Genomic DNA, 18,838 nt, shown 5'->3' with positions numbered 1-18,838 from the left:
ATGGAATGCACTAATCTGCTACATCCATTTCAACATGATCCCGGCACCAGCCAACGTCAGCGTGTACTGGACGACCTGCTCTCCAGCACTACACAGATTGATGGCAGGCAGTTGTCCGATCTGCTGGATTATTTCGTACAGTTGTCCAGGCATGTGAACTATTACGATGCCAGCGGCGATGTACTGATCAATGCCGGCGACTGGCAGGCTTTTTTCCGGAATAGTACGCCCTTTACGCTGAGTGCGATCAATAAATACAACCTGCCCGCTAAAAAAGAAAAGCTGGACGGGTATTATTATCTTTTTGGTAAGAAGCCTTCTGCCAGGGGGCTACAACTACTGCTGCAATACACCTGGTATTATACCATCAGTCGTGTAGATGCCTGGTACCAGCAGGTAAAAGATAGCGGGCTTGCATTGGAGCCCCTGTTGCTGCATGTGATCAAAGATAAACTGCACAATAGCCTGGTAGAATTCATTGCACTGGATAATGCGGCTGCTTCCCTGTTTGCCATTAAAAGAGTTGATTTTCGTCCTTATTATGAACGTGACTATTGGGACCTGGAAATAGAAGATCTGTATGCAGTATCATCATTGACCAATATCACTGATATTGCGGCGGCTGTTATAAATGTATTCAATAGCAGTCAGCAGGTGATAGATAGCATCAGTACAGCAGCTGCTGCTGACATTGAAAATAGTTTATTACCACTGAAGGCTGAGTTGCAGCAACAGCATACACCACATCTTGGGTTGCTGTTTGCTTTCTTAAAGTTGTTCCGCTATTTACAGGACGACCTGAATGGATTTGCAAAAAAGCACCTGGACTTCTTTTACCAGCAGGTATTGCAACTGAAACCACGACCAGCACAACCTGACCAGGCACATATCATTGTAGACATCCAGCAACAGCTGGAACAGTATAGACTGAAAGCCGGATTGCTGGTAAAAGACGGGAAAGACAACAACAAAGCGGAAGTACTCTTTTCGCTGGACAACGAGCTTGTAGCCAATAAAACGCAGGTAGCAGATGTACGTACCCTTTTTGTGAGCAACGGGGTGTATATGGCGCCGAATGCACTTTTCGCAGATGGTGTATCGCAGGGCACGCCAGATAGCTGGCCGACCATGGGTAGTCATTATAGTAAATACATTGATCCCGAACAGAAATTTACTTACCCTTATCCACATGCAAGGTTAGGGTTTATATTAGCTTCTCCTGTATTGCTGTTGAATGAAGGGAAACGCACAATTACGATAAAATTAGTTTGTTCATTAACAGATGCTACAGATTTATATAGCACTGTAGCAGGGTTGATTCAACAGACCTACTATTATATCAGCAAGCCACTTATTGCGCAGGCGGTTAAGAAAGGCATCAGTTCCGCGCTGGAAGCGAGCCTTTATACCTTCCTGCTGGAAAAACCCACCCAAACGCTGTGTTATAACCCACAGCTGAAATACAATTACGATGCCCTGATCACCGAAGCTGAATTCAACAGCCTGAATACCGGCGACACACTGAAAGATATTTTCCCACCGCAGAAGGCGCTGAATGTTTCTTTCAGCGGGAAAGACAAATGGCTGGATGCAGATGATCTGAGTATAACACTCGATCCGGCATTGAATGGCAACCAGTTTTCTATTACCATCAATGCGATACTGCAACCTGCCAGTCCGGCCATTGCATTTTACGACAAAGACAAATTAAAAGAAGACTTCAATACCACACAGCCAGTAGTCAAGGTTTTGCTGAATGACCTGATTGCCATGCGGCTGCCGGGGAATAAACAGTCTGAAAATAACTGCTGTCTGTCAGTACCACCTACTACGGATGATGTAGAGGTATCACTCTATTATTTCTTCAAGCATGTAATTTTAAAAGATAACAACATTGACGTTACCGTATGCGGACTTAAAAATTTCATTGTACAGAATGATGACAGTCCGATGGACATCAATGGCATTATCTATCCATTTAGTTCACGCCCCCGGTTGGGTTCGCATTTTATACTCAGCTCCAGGGAGATTTTCAATAAGAACTGGACGGCTATTAACTTAAGACTGAACTGGAAAGATAAACCACCCAGCCTGGAAACCTATTATCATGGGTATGAAGATCTGACGACTACACCAGTTATTACCACGACAGATTTTAAGGAAGACAACTTTCTATTTTCTGCAGACTTCCTGGATCATGGTAGCTGGCGGGCGTATAATGCTTCCAAAAAACTTTTTACCAGCGATACGCCGGGCGATAAGTTCTGTGGCAATGATGGACCGGTTTACTTCTTCAATTTCAAAAGGAGCAACTTTACTGGCATTAATGCCTACAAAAGGATTGATAACCTTAGCTATACCGATGCAGTTTATACCAATGCAGCACAGGATGGGTTTCTGCGTCTGACATTAGCATCGGCAAAAAACCTGGATTTCCAGCATTCCCGGTATTCTTATGTATTGACCAGGCAGATGCTGGCATTAGGTAAATACCCTGAAATATATGTAGGCCCTGTTTATGACGGCATTTCGCCCAGTGGCACCTCTACAGCACAGGTACTGACCTTTGATGAGATTTTTGACGCTGTAAAGCACTCTTATGAGCTGACAACGAATATCCGTAACAGGGCTGATCAACTGATTGATAAACTCTGGACAAAATACCCGGCTAGTCCGAATACACCTGTTGACTTCTCTGACGGGGAATATAAACTGGTACTGGGCGATCCACCACCGGCAGGAAAGCAACCTTTTCCACCGGCTTCGTTCCCCTTGTATCCGAACGGTGTGCCTGACAATGCACCTTTGTGGGATGGGTACAACCTAAAGCGCATGATCGATTATGAAGAGGACCAGGTATTAAAGCCTACTTATGATAAGATTGTAAAGCTTCAGAACATACGGGTGGTGATTCCGAACGAGCCGTATACACCACAGATCAAAGGCATTTCGCTGGATTATACTGCTACTGCAGGCATCAAAGATATTGACCTGATACACCTGCATCCTTATACAGGCACGTATCAGCCGGTGAGTAACACATCCAGTCCTACACTGTTCCCGTTATTCACTGATGAAGGAAATTTGTTCATCGGCCTGAAAGATCTGCGGCCGGGCAATAACCTGAGTGTATTATTCCAGCTGGCAGAAGCTACCGCCGATTCTGAAGCCGAACGGCAGACCGTACTATGGTATTACCTGGACAATAACCAGTGGAAACCTTTGCGTACCGGGTTTGAAGTGCTGGATGATGCAACTGACGGACTGACCACATCCGGCATCATCCAGTTCTCCCTGCCGGCTAATATGACGAACGAAAACACCATTCTGCCTAAAGGACTGCACTGGATCAAAGCTGCTATTCCATTTAACAGCAGGTCAGTAGCAGAAACAATTGGTATTCATACGCAGGCAGTCAGCGTGACGTTTACAAACGACGCCACCAATGACAAGATGCGACTAGCCACACCACTGGATGCCAACCAGATCTCCAAACTGAAGGAAGCGGATGCGAAGGTGAAGAAGATCTCGCAGCCTTATCCTTCTTTTGGAGGTAATGTACCTGAAGAACAGGGCCAGTATTATGTAAGAGTGAGTGAGTTGCTGCGCCACAAAGGAAGAGCGATTCAGAAATTCGATTACGAACGGATTGTGCTTGATGCCTTCCCACAGGTTTTCAAAGTGAAATGCATCAACCATAGTCATGCACTGGATGCTGCAGCATTTACAAACGACTTCCCCATGGCGCCCGGTCATGTGCTGATAGCAGTGATTCCTGATCTGAACAAGCTGAAAGCATCCCAGGCTTTTGAACCTAAAGCGCCATTGAGCCTGCTGGAGAAAATACAGGAAAGCCTGCAAAAAGTGTCTTCTCCTTTCGTAAAACTACGGGTGATGAACCCAAGATATGAAAAGGTGAACTGCTGCATACAGGTGAAGCTCTATCCGGGTAAAGACAAAGGCTATTACAAAGATAAACTGGCTGCTGACCTGCGGGAATACCTCGCGCCATGGGCAGTAGGTGTGTATGATAAACTCAGTTTTGGACAGTGTATATACAGATCAGACATTGTCTATTTCCTGGAGACGAGAGATTATGTAGACTATGTACAGGACCTGCGGCTATGGCATGCAGGCGATCCCAATGGCATTGATGTGACGAATGTATGCCCCATTACTCCCCGTAGTATCCTCATAGCCGGTGATGTGGAAGTGAACATCCCGGATGATGAAGATGAGAACTGGGACCGCGAATTTACCTGTGGTAATCAGCCTACGCCTGTTATGCAATATTGTGAAGATTCCGTAACCCCCAAATAAGTAAGCCACCATGGCAGATATCTTAAACGAAACGACAGTCATCAGTAAGCAAAATGCCGGCTTCCCGGACTACCTGGATTTTACAAGGTTAAGATCTGAAGGGATCGGTTACCTCGCACAATTATCCGGTAAGATCTGGACGGATCACAACGTACATGACCCCGGTATTACTATACTGGAAACCCTTTGCTATGCACTGCTGGACCTGGGTTATCGTACCAATCTGCCTGCTGTGGATCTGTTTACACCTGCGCCAGGGAGTGCGGTTACGGACAATAACTTCTTTACCCCTGCACAGATTTTAGGTTGTAATCCTGTAACGATACTGGATTATAGAAAAATGCTGATAGATATTGATGGCGTGAGAAATGCGTGGCTGGAAGTAGTGGACGACTTCAATGTACAGCAGTTTTGTGGTAATTACAACGATGAGCGCAATTCCAGGGTATCGCTTAATGGCCTCTACAATGTACTGATAGAACTGGAAGATGAGGCTGTGGAAGCTGACGTGCTTTTTCAGGTAAAAAAGAGCCTGCTGGCGCACCGTAACTTTTGCGAAGACTTCCTGAATATTTATATTCTATGTCGGCAACCACTTGGTGTGACTGCGGATATAGAACTTGGAAATGGTGCGGATCCTGAAAAAACGTACCTGGACCTGATGCAACGATTGCAGCATTTCTTTTCTCCGGCCCCGCAGTTTTATACTTTACCCCAGTTGCTGGACAAAGGGGTGTCTATGGATGAAGCCTTTGCAGGCAGACCTTATAATGTAACCAGCAGTCATGGTTTTGTGGATACGGCAGAATTTGAACAAATCATACTGAGAAAAGAGATTCATACTTCGGATGTATACAATGTGCTGTTGTCAACAAATGGTGTCAGCAGGTTACAATCCCTGAGAATAAAATTCTGTGACCGCGATGCAGATGAACGCTGGAAGATATCCCTGCCTGAAAATCATATACCCTTATTAAATCCTGCCTGCTGTGATTTCAGGTTTACAAGGAATGGAATACCGGTACCATTTGACTTTTCGAAGTACAATGATTTATTATCGGTCAATTTCAGATATACCGGGAAAATCACTTACAACGAGCAATTCCCGAATTTGGATTCGGCAGTGCCTACAGGGGTTTACAGAAAAGACCTGGCAGACTATTATTCTATTCAAAATGATTTTCCCCGTGTATATGGCATTGCAAAAGGAGGGCTCTCTACCAGTGCACCGGCCATGCGTAAAGCACAGGCATTGCAACTGAAAGGGTACCTGTTATTCTTTGATCAGTTGCTGGCAAACTACCTGACGCAGCTGCAACATATACGGTCACTCTTTTCAATGTCTGCAACAGGAGAGCAACATAGTTATTTTATTAACGGGCTGGATAGTGTACCTGACCTCGATAAATTACAGCGATTCAGTGATGGTTCGCTGGGGAACACGGGTGATACCTTATGCTATCCAATCGACAGATCTATTATAGATACTGTCGATCTGCTGACGATCGATATCAGTCAGCTCACACCGGCTACTTTTGAAACAACGGCTGATAATGCCATTGCCATTGCGCAACTGGAAGATGATTTACGGAATAACAATGCTACTATTAATGTCATTACACAAAAGGATGGGTGCTGTTTTTATTACATCACCAGTACCGCACCAGATTTTGTATTGATCAGTAAGCGTTATTATCCGGATATAACAACTGCTAATAATGCGGCGACTGCCTTGTTGTACATGGGCACCTTTGATAGTAACTACAATGCATTCCTGTATGCGGCCAATACCCGGTATTCGTTTGAAATCAGTTTTAACCTGAGTAATTACTCAGCGTACCTGCAACAGATAGCTGAAGATGAAAATCTGTATGCAGCACGCAGGCAGGGTTTCCTGGATCATTTATTGTCAAGATTTGCTGAACAGTTTACGGACTATGCAGTTTTATCTTACGGGCAAAACCAGATCAAAGCAAAGGAAAACTTCTTAGGTAACTATAGCGAACTTAGTGCCGATAGAGGAACTGGTTATGACTATAGTAAGATCAATGACATCTCTGGTTTTGAAAAACGCTTCCTTGCTTTAGCAGGTATAACTGATACTACACAGCATAGCCTGTGTAATTTCGAGGTGGTACAATATGCAGAACAATACCTGTTCACACTGCCCGTGGGGGAAAATGACTATTTCCGTAGCACACTGAAATATGATACAAGAGCAGAAGCGCAGGAAGCCGCAAAAGCTTTATTGGCACAACTGGGAGATCAGAAAAATTATGTTACCGAATACCTGGCCCACGAACAGGCATATGTGATCAGAACGAACAATGCTACTTTTTCTGTAAAACAGCCTTCGGCAGATACTGCTAATTCAGTTATTGACGGGCTGCAAAGATTATATACTACAGACATCGCTCCCGACGATGTGTATATCCATACATATCGCTACAACGCGGTATTAAAAGATAATGCAGGTAACAAGGTCAGGATGTTCATATCTCCTTCTCCTGCAGAAGACCAGGCACATACCGCAGCGGTGCAGGCGATCACTAAAATCAATGACAACAAGGTATGGGAGGATACGGCAGCCGCGCCCACACCTATCGGCATACTGGCATTCGATGAAAAGCAGGCGATGACTTTTATTGATACAGATGCATTTAAGATTGGGGATAATGACATCATTGATAAGCCGGATAAAATGTCTTATACGCTGGTGGAGAAGAAAGGGAATCGCTTCAAATTCACACCACTTGCAGAGTTTGACAACAAAGAGCAGGTCACTGCGCATGCTTTCAGATTGCTGGTACTGATGCTGGATACTGCTAACTATTCTATTGCAAAAGAAACTGATGGGGATAAATACCTGCTGTCTGTAAAGGACGGCGAAACACCCATGGCAGTATGTGCAATGGAAACAACCTCAGCAGCGGCAGCACAGGCATTGCAGGACAAGGTGTGGCGAATTGTGAATGAGTTCAGGTATGATATGAGTATCAATCAGGCACCTGATACCTGGAAATTCAATTATTCCATCGGATACCTGCCTGCGCAGCGATATACTTTTACCAGTCAGCAGGCTTATAATTCACAGCCTGCAGCATTGGAAGCTGCGCAAAAGTTTAGTGCTGCATTGCCTCAATTTAAACTCAATGGGGCAGACTTAACCGCCAATAAAATCAGCAGCCGGCTGTCTACAGCGGAACCAGCCGATGCCAGTATCAATACCCTGTTGAATATCCGGAAGAACATTGAGCGCCTGCGCAGTGCTACGGATACCAAAGCCTACGATGCGTATGTACAGGTAGACGAAATCAGTCAGTGTGGACAATATGTGTACAGACTGGTGGATAAAGATCATCCTGTAGCTGTGTATAATGGGATTATTGATGCCCGGAAACAGGTGATTCCGGATTACCTTGAAATATACCTGGGTGGAGATATTGTGGTGCAGGACGGGAAATTGTACTATTATCAGTTAAAGTCTGTGAACCGCAATGCACCTGACAAAGAGGTAGTATTGTATAGAAGTGTGACTGGTTACAGTAGCCAGGAGGAAGCTTTGAAGGCATTTAATTCTGATTATCTTCAGATTTTACAAGGCCGTCTTGCTGCTTTGCCCCTTATGGATGCGGAAGCAGCTGCTAAATTAGCAGCCACCTACCCTATCAAACAATTATTCAAAAGGGCAGATTGTGATGAGTTCTACCGACGCTTCTACCCTTGCGAACCCAGTCCATGTGCCGATATTAAATCCCAATGTTGTTTTACTGATCCGGATGAGGCAGTATACTATTTTTCATTAGGTGAATGGCAAAGTGTTGAGTACTACAATGATCCGGCAGCTGCTATGCAGGCATTCCGTTTCTTCCTGATCCTGTTGCAGTACGCAGGTAATTATACCAATACCTGCGATTGTAATGGGGTAACACGTACTTACTTGAGAGAGGTACTGGCAGAAAGTAATACCCGGTTCCTGACTCCTGATGACGCATGGGGCCCACAGGGGGTACAATTGTTTATTAATACAGGAGAATTCCGGCGGTATAGTCATTCGTGTGCTTACAGCTTCTTTATGGGAAGTAAGGACCAGCTGATCATACACCCATGCGAATATGATGACGTTGCCAAAAGAGATGCGGCCAGGATTGCTTTATATAATCAATACAAGGCACTGGCGGCAAAGAGACCGTTTACCACCAGCGATGAAAATGGCAGCAGTATTCTTAAAGATAATAGTGGGGTTCCTTTTGCCACTGTTCCACAGGTACGTGTCTGCAACTGGGTAGATGTGATTGTTGCCCTGCAGAATGAAAAGAATATTATTGCCGGAACTAAACAAAATGACTATTACGTCACCAATGCGAACCAGCAAAGACTCGTTACGGCTTACGCTGCTGTTAAGGCTATTCCGTTTGATACATGGAAACAGCAATTGCTGTCTGTATTCCAATATTATAATAGCCTGATCAGGTTAGGTGAGGATAAACAATACTATATCAACATTCCTTTCTTACAGGATAATAATAATGCTGTCAATTCGCTGAGCAGTACCGCCTGTGATCGCTGGATAATCAATAATGGTTTTGCCACCTACAGAGATGCGGTACAGCAGTTACTGAACCTGCTGGCGATGCTGGGTGATTATGAAAACTATCGCGGCAGTTTTGATTGTAGCTGTGGGCCTTACGGTGTGATGTTCTATGCACCTCGTTATAGCTGCGGTTGTAGTACACCGGATGGACAGCCTAATCAACCGGCTGCCGGTCTGCCATCAGCCGGGGAAATGCTTGCCTGGAATCCACAAAAGTATACCACTCCCGAAATGGCCTGCGAGGCGGTAAAGAGAGCGCAAAGACTTATCAATAGCGAGGGGTTGCATGTGGTAGAACATATTCTGCTACGCCCTCATTGTGAATATAACTGTGGGTGCTATTTGTTGCCGCATCAGGCAGCGCTGTTCAGTCAGTGTGATTTCCCTGACCTGGTAGCAGGGTATGATCCTTATTCATTTATTGCTACGGTTGTATTGCCGGCATGGCCGGAAAGGTTCCGAAAGGATGGCAACAGGCAGGTAATTGAGAATATGTTGCAAAGGGAAGCTCCCGCCCATGTATTGCTACGGATTATATGGCTGATGCCGAAAGAATTCTGCCGGTTTGAAAGCTATTATAAGCAGTGGACCAGGTGGATGGCGAAGAAGACTGTATGTAATGGGCCGTTTGACTTTGATGCGTTTTTACAGTTGCTGACGGAGAATGTGGAGACGCAGGATTTTCAGGAGCAGGTGAATGAACTATTTGACTGGAAAACTTCCTGCGAGGATCAGGGTCCGGTGATTACAGTGGCGCCTAAGGCTAAGACTGAGGTTAAGACTATGACTGTAACTGAAACCAATATCGATGCAGGCAGTAAAGCCAGAATTATAAATGGCCGTCTTAATGCACGTAAGAAGGCCATCAAGGAGCTGGCCGCTGATATTAAAGACAAACAGCTGGCTGATATGATCAATACCTTCTCCGATGCGGCGGCCCCTTCTTTCACTCAATACCAGCAGGTAGTTGAAAAAATATTAACCAACTGGCCCGGTGGCGGAAAAAAGATTTTGAATAAAAAACAGGCCACTGCTCTCATCAGCCTGGTCACCGGCAACTACCTGGATAAAAACAGTTTTGGTGGGAAAGACATCGGTGAGATCACCGCTACGAAACCGGTGCTGGACCAGATCAAAACCAAAATGCCACTGGCAGACATCTATAAAGAATGGAATGCTGCCACAGTAAAAAAATATGAACCATCGTTGGATATGACCCAGATTGAAAATCTCTTTAAATAATACATGGCAGCGGAACAACACCATATGATCCGCAGACAGGTGCTGGCTTTGAAATTCCCAAAGTCAGCACCGGCCTTCGAATGGCAGCACGAAATGAGCAGGTATTACCATCATTACCTCGTACCGCTGTTAGAAAAAGCATGCAATGAACTCTGTGGGGAAGGCGAAGTGATACAACTGGATAGTGTCACTATTGATCTGGGTATACTTCGTATCAAAGACATGAAGGCCGGTAAAGGTGAGGAATTGATTTATGCACTCCTGCTGGAACAACTGCGTCAGCATATTCCCGCCGCACTGCGTATATCAAACTCAGCTGGCAATACAATTCGCCTGTCTGTAGCCCGGCAGTGGCTTTTTTACATGCAGAAAGGTCATCTGCCATGGAACACACTGAAAGCAGACCAGGTATGGTACAACCAGGTTCTTGAAGCATTTGCTACTGACTTTCATATGGTCACTTTGCTTAGAGAACAATTGCTGCATGACCAGGTTGTATTGCAAAGAATAATTACCGATCATCCGGCCAGTTTCCTGATTCAAATAATGGAAATATTAACTGCCTGCAATCAGGCAGATTTATTACCTCTATTTCATGAACTGGCGATCCTCACCGCTTTTTCAAAAAGTGAAGACCCATCCGTTTTTGTCCCATCGTCATCTTATTCCATTCCCCTTGCCATTAGTCATCGGTTATGGAAACTGGCATTTAAGATGGCAGCCGGAAAGGAAGGAAAAAACCTGTCCGCCTCCCGGATTGCAGTGGCTTACATACAGCAGGAGCAAGTTGCAACGGATTTTTCTATTATGGCATTCAACGAAGAGATCATAAAAGCACTGCCTGTTTGTTTTCCGTTAATAAAGGAAATAAAACCACAGCCTGTAGCTAATCCTATTGAGCCTGATTTTAGTAATAACGCAATTACGATTGAACATGAAGACGACACCATCCCCGCCGATGGTATCTTCCTCATCAATGCCGGGCTTGTTCTTCTCAATCCTTTCCTTGCCACCTTCTTCAAAAAACTCGGCCTGTTAAAAAACAACGCCTTCAAAGATATCGGGTCACACGAAAAGGCATTATACCTGCTGCACTATCTTGCTACTGGTGAAACCGAAACACCTGAACATGCATTAGTAGTACCCAAATTACTCTGCGCATGGCCATTAGGTAAGAACCTTGCCCAGGAAATCATACTCACATCAGAGGAATGTGAAGAAGCAGATGCGCTGCTTGAAGTAATGATTGAACACTGGGAAAAGCTACAACATACATCCATCGATGCTTTGAGAGGCAGTTTTCTGCAGCGCAACGGAAAAGTTTTTACGCTCAATGAGCAAACGTATATACAGGTTGAACAACAGCCCCTCGATATACTATTAGATTATTTACCATGGAATATCAGTCACATCCGGCTGCCATGGATGAAAACTATTTTAAGAGTTGAATGGCGATGAAAAAATTTAACCACAATAAGAAACCATCCCCTGTTACAGAGGAAACTCCTTTTTTCGGATCACCATCCGGAAGCAGTTTCTTCACGCCTGCTATTCAGCGCAGCCCGCTCAGTGAAAGTGTTAAAAACAGCTGGGGATTGGATGGTAATAAAGGAAACATCTTCAACATACTCAGAACAAAATGCCCCTGTAAGGACCCTGACCTGGATCAATACATCGGTAGCATCTTCCCCATCATCAGCGACGACTGGTGGCTGGCTACCACCATCATGCAATATGGACCTGAACCCCTGTGGCCGTATGAACTACTGGTAGAACGCAACAGACGATCAAGAGAGAACAAATGGGGGCCTGAAGCCGGCAATATTGAAGCCAGCATGGGCAAGGAAGGAAAGATCAAAGCTTATTACTTTCCCGGCACCAGCGATCGCAGGGCAATGATCATAGGTGGTGTACACGGCAGTGAACGTGGCGGTGTGGAAGTGGTGAATCACCTGCTGGAAATAATGCGGGGGCCTATGGCACAAATGCCTTATTATTCTGTCATCATCGTGCCGAGTCTCTTCCCTGACAATGTGGCTATTGGTGCCAGGGAGACACCGGTGAAAGGCGCTGTTGACCCTAACAGGCAATTTCCAAAAGTGGGTAGTAATGCCGAATTCAACGCAGATAAAAACTGTACGGTAGACAGTACAGGTAAAAGATGTATTGAAGACAACAACCTCGTATTAATGGACCTGGTAGACCGCTTTAAACCAGAGCGCTTAGCCAGTGTACATGGTCATAGCAACACAGTAGAATCGACCATGAATGAACTGGGCGGGCCGAGTATCACCACCGATCCAAGACCTGGCAATGAAGCAGCAGACGAAGCGCTGGCACTTGAAATGGCTAAGAAAGCCGATGAACTGAAAGTGAGAGTACCCGCTAATAAACTGGGTAAGAAGGATCAACATGTACGCTACCCCAACAAGACAGCCAAGCGCTCTACCGAAGGCATCACCTTTGGCAACTGGGGCTCGCATGCCACCCCTACCCGCCCGGCTATGAATATGATACTGATTGAGACCTATGGTAACGCCACCAGCAAAGGCGACAAAACCAGGAAGGCTGAACTGGAATCATTGGCAAGTGTGCTGCATGATATATTCCTGGCGCCTCCTAAGGAAACTAAATAATGGAAAAAGCAGCCCCTACATCCGTCGCTACTCCTGCGAAGAAAAATACCCCCTTTTTTGCAAAAGAAAGCGGGGCGGATTTTTTTTCGGGTTCTGATTTTTTTGCCGATGTGCAGCGGTGTGCATGCGAAGAACAGGAGGAAGAGATTCATACAAAAACAGAAGAACAAAAGCCAGCCCCCGAGCCCCCCCCACCTGCAGCACCTGCGGAGACTGTAAAAGAATCAGAAGAAGAGGAGGAAGAACCGGAACCAGAGGAAGAAATTCAAAAGAAACCCATCTTCGAAACTGAAGGCACTGACGATATACAACGCAGCTGCCGGGAATGTGAAGAAGCCGGGGTAGTATATCGCCAGCCTACCGCCAATCTTCAACTACTCGATGATGTAAAACCTGACGGCAGCCGTGAATCCATCATTGCCGCCGCCAGAACCATGCTGGATAAAATACAGGCTAAAAACAACGACGGCAGCGGCAAAAGAGTCGGCGCCCAATACCTGCTGGAAATATTTCACCTTGCCGCACCGGGTGTATGGGATGATGCTACCATCGAAAACATCAGCGGTCAGCTCCCCTCCTGGTGTGGCATCTTCGCCGTATGGGCACATAAAAAAGCAGGTAAAAACATTGGCAACTGGCAAATGGGCAAAGGCGTTTCGGCCTTCCATACCCTCACCCAGACAACCGCTCCGCAACCCGGTGATATCGGTTACATCGACCAACCCTACCAGCACCATTGCATTGTCGTAAAAATAGAAGGTGATACCGTCTACAGCATTGATGGCAACAGTGGCCTTTTCAGTGAAGTAAAAGAAAATGCTAAACCGTTATCTAACTATACCGGTTTCTTTACTGCTTTTGCTGCAAGCACCAGCAGCACCGTTCAGACCAAACTCACTGTAGGCCAACCCGACGATGTTTACGAAAAAGAAGCAGACAGTGTGGCTACCCAGGTGATCCAGCGTATGGCCACCCCTGTCATACAGCGCTCCATTGCCCCGGTAAAGATTCAGCGCAAGCCCATCTTTGAAAGCAACAACCCTGAATACCTGCAAAGAAAATGTGCCGCCTGCGAACAAAAAGAAAAGTTGCTGCAAAAGAAAGGAGGGCCTTCCGCAGCACCACCTTCTGTAGAAACGTCCCTGCAAAGCAGCAAGGGCAGCGGCAGTCCGCTCCCGTCTCATATACAATCAAGTATGGGCAAGGCCATGGGTGCAGACTTTAGTGGCATCAGGATTCATACGGATAGCAGGGCCGTTCAGATGAACAAAGACCTGCATGCACAGGCCTTTACCCACGGTAATCACATTTACTTCAACAGTGGCAAATACAACCCTGCTCACAGCAGTGGTCAGCACCTGCTGGCACATGAGCTCACACATACTATTCAACAGGGGGCCGCAGGCAAAGCTATCAACCTGCTTACGGCCGAAGAACAAACTTCTCATATTAATGATGTGTACGATGCCCTGGACGGCTGGACGTCCAGCAATGACAGCGCCATCATCCTGTCTAAATTCCAGGGGCTGAGCCAGAATGATGTAGATGCTATCCTGAATGGGGTCGCTGCCAAAGCGGAAGAAAACGTGATGTATGTTTACGACTGGCTCAGTTCTGACTGCGTGACTTCTGACTGGAAAGCATTGCTCCGCATCTTCATACAGGTACAAAGTACCCAGATCAGTGAGCTCATTGCCAAAGAGGTGCTGGATCGGCTGAATGGTTATACTTCAGACAATGACAGCAAAGAAATCAGGGAACTGCTCACCGGTCCTACCGGTGGTGCGCTGGACAATATTCTCTCAGAGATGGAAACACAGGGAGACTCCCTGCCTGATGATATGGCGGGTTTCCTCTTTGGCGACCTGCAGGACCTGGATGCGCACAATCTATCACTCGGCTTTTTTGGTAGTGGCAGTGTAAAAGCATTGCAATACGCCACTTACTGGTATGCTTATAAGATCAAGAACCTTATTTCCGGCTTTACCAGCATCCGCGACAGTAATTCTATTTTACTCAACTTCCGCCGGCTGCCCAATCATATGGCATGCCTGGCAGTATACACCAAACTCGGGGAACTGACACAGGCCGAATGGAATGAAACGGCTTCCTTCTCCCTCATGGACGATATGCAACAGGGCGACTACAATACCCTGCGCAGTGAGCTGTTGCCAGAGTTACCCGTATATAATATTGAAAGAAACTTCCTTCGCCAGGCCTGGGATTTTATTACCGACGTGGGTGATTACCTGATCGGGTTCGTAGAATATGCAGTTTGTGGGTTAGTGGGCATCGTAGCAGGGATCTTTGATGCCATTGCAAGCATTGTAAGCGGCATAGTTGACCTCGCAGCAGGTATCATGCACTTTTGTGGCTGGTTACTCTATAAAGCCAGTGGCGGGGCTATATGCAGGGAATCTGCAGATAAGGTGCATGACTTTGTGACTTCTATTGGTCAGGCCTTTGGTGCACCGGGAGAAATGATTTCTCATATGTGGGCAGAAACCACACTGGAAGCCTCCCTTATCGAAGGGCCTTTTGAAGAATGTCAGCTGGCCATCTTCTGGATGAGAAGGGTAACAAATTTTGTGGTGAACATTATCTTACTCTTTGTAGCTGGTTATGGTGCGGTCAAAGCTGCGATTGAAGCGATTGAAACCATCAAGACCATCAGCACATTCGGCGAGTTCCTGACCAAAGTAGGGCAGGTACCTATCCGCTTACTGCGCAGTATGCGCCAGTTGCCTGCCAGCCTGGCTTCGGGTGCGGCAAGGATCGTGACCATCATCCGTAATATTGATGAAATCATTTCGGCTGTGCGGACTACGATAGGCTTTATCAGACTTGCAGTGGCTGATGAAAACTTCTTTACGAACCTGCGTGCAGCAGGTACAGAACTAGCCAGGGAAAGACTTGCCGCAGAAAGGGATTTTTGGCGCAGACGCCGTGAGATCTGGCGGGGCGCCGCTGATGCCCAGGAAACCCGCCTGGGAGGTGTTGAAAATGCTACGGATGATGCCATTGCCACTGCTGATACCAACAGGCAGGCTGCCGAAGCACAGATAGCAGAAGCGGAAACTGAGGCCAATGCAGCCAGGACTGCTGCCAATGCGACCGAAACAGAAGTAAGAACAGGGCAACCTACCAATGAACCTAACAGGCCACTCACCCCTGAGGCACCCAATCCTGAAGCACTTGCCTGGGAACAGACCCTGAGCCCTGAAACCCGTGCCATGCTCGATGCCGATCCTGAACTCCGCAGGATGTGGCACAACATGGACCCCGATGTACGTCGTGCACTCACGTTCTGTAATTCGCCCTGTATTCCTGTCAATATCTCGCCAGAGAACCTGACCAAGGTACATGACCTCATCAACAGGCTCAGACTACCCGCTGATGACCGTACCCTGAGGGAATACCTGCACATGTTCAGAGATAACCAGGCAGACCTTTCCAATGCAATCGACGCACTCAATGGTGTTACCAACGGTGCAGAGCTGCAACAGTTCATGGATAACCGCCTCATTTCGGCCATACAGGCAAGAGCAGGCGTTACCTTGCGCAGGGGTGCCGGTGGATTGTGGGAATATACCAGGAGCGATGGCATCGTGATCCGTGAATTTGAATTCAACACCCACGGTTTCCTCACTGAAAACAGGGGTACGAACAGCTTCTTCCAGTCGCACCACGGTATACAGGATGCCTGGGCCAGGGAACGGTTTGCAGGGCTGGGCGTATATGGCAGAGACGATGCCCCTGCTTTGTTACTGAGAACACGTAACTTCGCAGGAGGTAGTCGTGGTACCCCACATGGATTGATCAATGACCTGCAGGGTGCCAGACGAGCAACGGTCGCTACCCGCACCTTTGCAGAAGAAAGAGCCTTCCTGGTGAGCGATATGAATACAATAGGCGTTCCGGCTGGTGTGCAGGGACCTTACCTCGCAGAAGTGGATGCCTATTTCGGAAGACTCTACACTACACTCCGTGCTACTTTAACCAATGATCAGCTGACTGCCATCTTTGGCACCTGGACCCCATAAAAAAGACCTTATGAGTATTATTATTGACCTGATCAATACGCCCGACTGGGATAAACAATATCCTGCTACAGCGCAGGATATACAATCACTGGAAGCTGCTTTCGGACCAATACCGGAAGACTACAAAGCCTTGCTGTTGTATTCCAACGGTGGTAGTCTGTATGGCAAAAAGACCCCGTTCATTATCTATTCTGTTACCGAAGTACTGGCATTATTCAGGGAGAAAGACCTGTACAAATTCATTCCACAATCGCTCGTATTTGGTGGTGATGGCGGTGGCACTATTTATTGTTTCGACCTGCGCGCAGGCAAGGGACAGGCCGTATTTTTCATCAGGGAAGAAGATGCCGGCTATGCGCCCAATGCCTACAATTACGTGGTGTTTAATGGTAGCACGCTTACTGACACTATTCAGCGCATTGTCAACAATGAAAAGCTTAACTAATGCCTATCATTTCCATAGCCATCCAAAAGGGAGGCGCGGGCAAGACTACGACCTGCATTAATCTCGGTACGGCACTGGCTAATACCGGGAAGAAAGTACTGCTGGTGGATGCCGACCCACAGGCCAATCTCTCACAGTCATTGGGTGTACCGCCAGAGCCTGCACAGAACCTGTATACTGAATTGAAAAAAGAGATGTCAGGAGAAGGGAGCCAGATCAGGGAAGCCATCATCAATGTCAAAGAAGGATTAGACATCGTTCCATCTTCTATTGAGCTGGCGGGTGCTGAACTGGAACTGGTCAGCGTATATGGCAGGGAACAGGTATTTTCCTGGCTCTTACAACCGGTAAGTACTGATTATGATTTTATTTTGATTGATTGCCCGCATGCTGTGGGCATGCTCACCGTGAATGCACTGGTATGTAGCGACTATGTATTCATTCCGCTACCGGCAGAGTTTTTGCCATTGAAGGGTGTATACAGCTTTATGCAGCACTTTCAGACGATCCGGAAAAAGCTGAACCCCAAACTAAACCTGCTGGGTATGGTGCTCACCCGATTTGACGAGAGAAAAACAATGAATCAAAAGGTCAGACAGGAACTGACAGAGCAATACAAAGGCAGTGTATTCGGTACAGTGATCCGTACCAATATGCAACTGGCCAAAGCACAGGAAGCGGGTAAAGATATATTCAGTTATGATCCGCAGGCCAATGGTGCAAAAGATTACACCAGGCTGGCCACGGAATTGCTTAGTAAATTGTATTAATAAAAATTAACTCCATATGCCCAGTTTCATTCGCCTACGCCCCCAGGAACAGGCAACGCAATCTGGTTTCTTTCAGAAAAAGCAGGAGCCGGCTTTTTTTAAAGTCAATGAGCCAGATGATAAACAGGAAAAAGAAGCAGATACTGTAGCGGATCATACCATCCAGCGGCTCGCTACTCCTGAAGATAAACGGGAGCCGGCTACCAATGATGCACGTATGGAACTGGATAAACAAATTCAACGTTGCCCCTGTGAAGATGAAAAAGAGGCTTCGACACCAAACACCCCATAAAACATGCAGGTATTACAGGCTTACGCCAAAGTTTTGTCCGGATTGATCAGTCATCGCATGCAGCACCCGACTGAGACCGACTATGTGATAAACGTTCCTACGGATATGGACCAGGATGATCCATTCCTACACTTTGTTGAAGAACATTCGCTGACCACCCATGAACAGCTATTACTCTTCATGGCGCTCATTCCACATTTACAACCAGACTATTTCGATACTGAAATACAAAAATACCTTCCCGGCAAAGGTGACTTTCCGCAAATAGGTGGTACCCGCAGTAAACAAAGCAGGGGTTTTCTGCCCACAGGTGAAACGGCCCTGTTTCTACTGGGCGGCAATGACTGGGCCGCACGTATGGCAATACAGCAGATCTTCTGGCCGGATCATTTTTTCTGCCGCACAAAAGTATTGTGGCTGGAAGAGATGGCCGCCGGTGAACCTATGATGAGCGGGCGGTTGCTGCTCTCACAGGATCACATCAACATCTTTACAC

The 18,838-nt window shown here is 46.6% G+C and carries 8 protein-coding genes and 1 pseudogene; all 9 read left to right on the top strand.

The features are described 5' to 3' along the window. Positions 1-4,320 (top strand): hypothetical protein, encoded by a 4,320-nt coding sequence (locus ABDW16_RS18425; RefSeq protein WP_343671755.1) that lies wholly within the window; start codon positions 1-3, stop codon positions 4,318-4,320. A gap of 10 nt (positions 4,321-4,330) precedes the next feature. After that, positions 4,331-10,156: a hypothetical protein gene (locus ABDW16_RS18420; protein ID WP_343671753.1), complete on the top strand. Its 5,826-nt coding sequence runs from the start codon at positions 4,331-4,333 to the stop codon at positions 10,154-10,156. A gap of 3 nt (positions 10,157-10,159) precedes the next feature. Then, positions 10,160-11,614 (top strand): contractile injection system tape measure protein, encoded by a 1,455-nt coding sequence (locus ABDW16_RS18415; protein WP_343671751.1) that lies wholly within the window; start codon positions 10,160-10,162, stop codon positions 11,612-11,614. Further along, positions 11,611-12,792 carry a hypothetical protein gene (locus ABDW16_RS18410; RefSeq protein WP_343671750.1) on the top strand — a complete coding sequence of 394 codons (1,182 nt, stop codon included), beginning with the start codon at positions 11,611-11,613 and terminating at the stop codon, positions 12,790-12,792. Before ABDW16_RS18415 ends, ABDW16_RS18410 begins: the two co-directional genes overlap by 4 nt. Further along, on the top strand, positions 12,792-16,835 hold the full coding sequence (locus ABDW16_RS18405) for a DUF4157 domain-containing protein (protein WP_343671749.1): 4,044 nt from the start codon (positions 12,792-12,794) through the stop codon (positions 16,833-16,835). The genes ABDW16_RS18410 and ABDW16_RS18405 overlap by 1 nt, the downstream gene beginning before the upstream one ends. A gap of 10 nt (positions 16,836-16,845) precedes the next feature. Further along, a complete protein-coding gene (locus tag ABDW16_RS18400) occupies positions 16,846-17,280 on the top strand; it encodes an SMI1/KNR4 family protein (protein WP_343671748.1) in 435 nt (144 codons plus the stop codon). Continuing rightward, positions 17,280-18,050, top strand: coding sequence for a ParA family protein (locus ABDW16_RS18395; protein WP_343671747.1), 771 nt, complete (start codon positions 17,280-17,282; stop codon positions 18,048-18,050). Before ABDW16_RS18400 ends, ABDW16_RS18395 begins: the two co-directional genes overlap by 1 nt. Before the next feature lie 16 nt (positions 18,051-18,066). Then, entirely contained in the window at positions 18,067-18,342 is a 276-nt protein-coding gene (locus ABDW16_RS18390; protein WP_343671745.1) for a hypothetical protein, read from the top strand. A gap of 3 nt (positions 18,343-18,345) precedes the next feature. Next, positions 18,346-18,838 (top strand): annotated as a pseudogene (locus tag ABDW16_RS18385) (hypothetical protein); the annotation flags it as partial.

This window comes from Chitinophaga sp. (assembly GCF_039596135.1).
GTDB lineage: Bacteria > Bacteroidota > Bacteroidia > Chitinophagales > Chitinophagaceae > Chitinophaga.
Note: the sequence above shows the minus strand (reverse complement) of the source record. Positions and strands in the feature narration are given on the sequence as shown.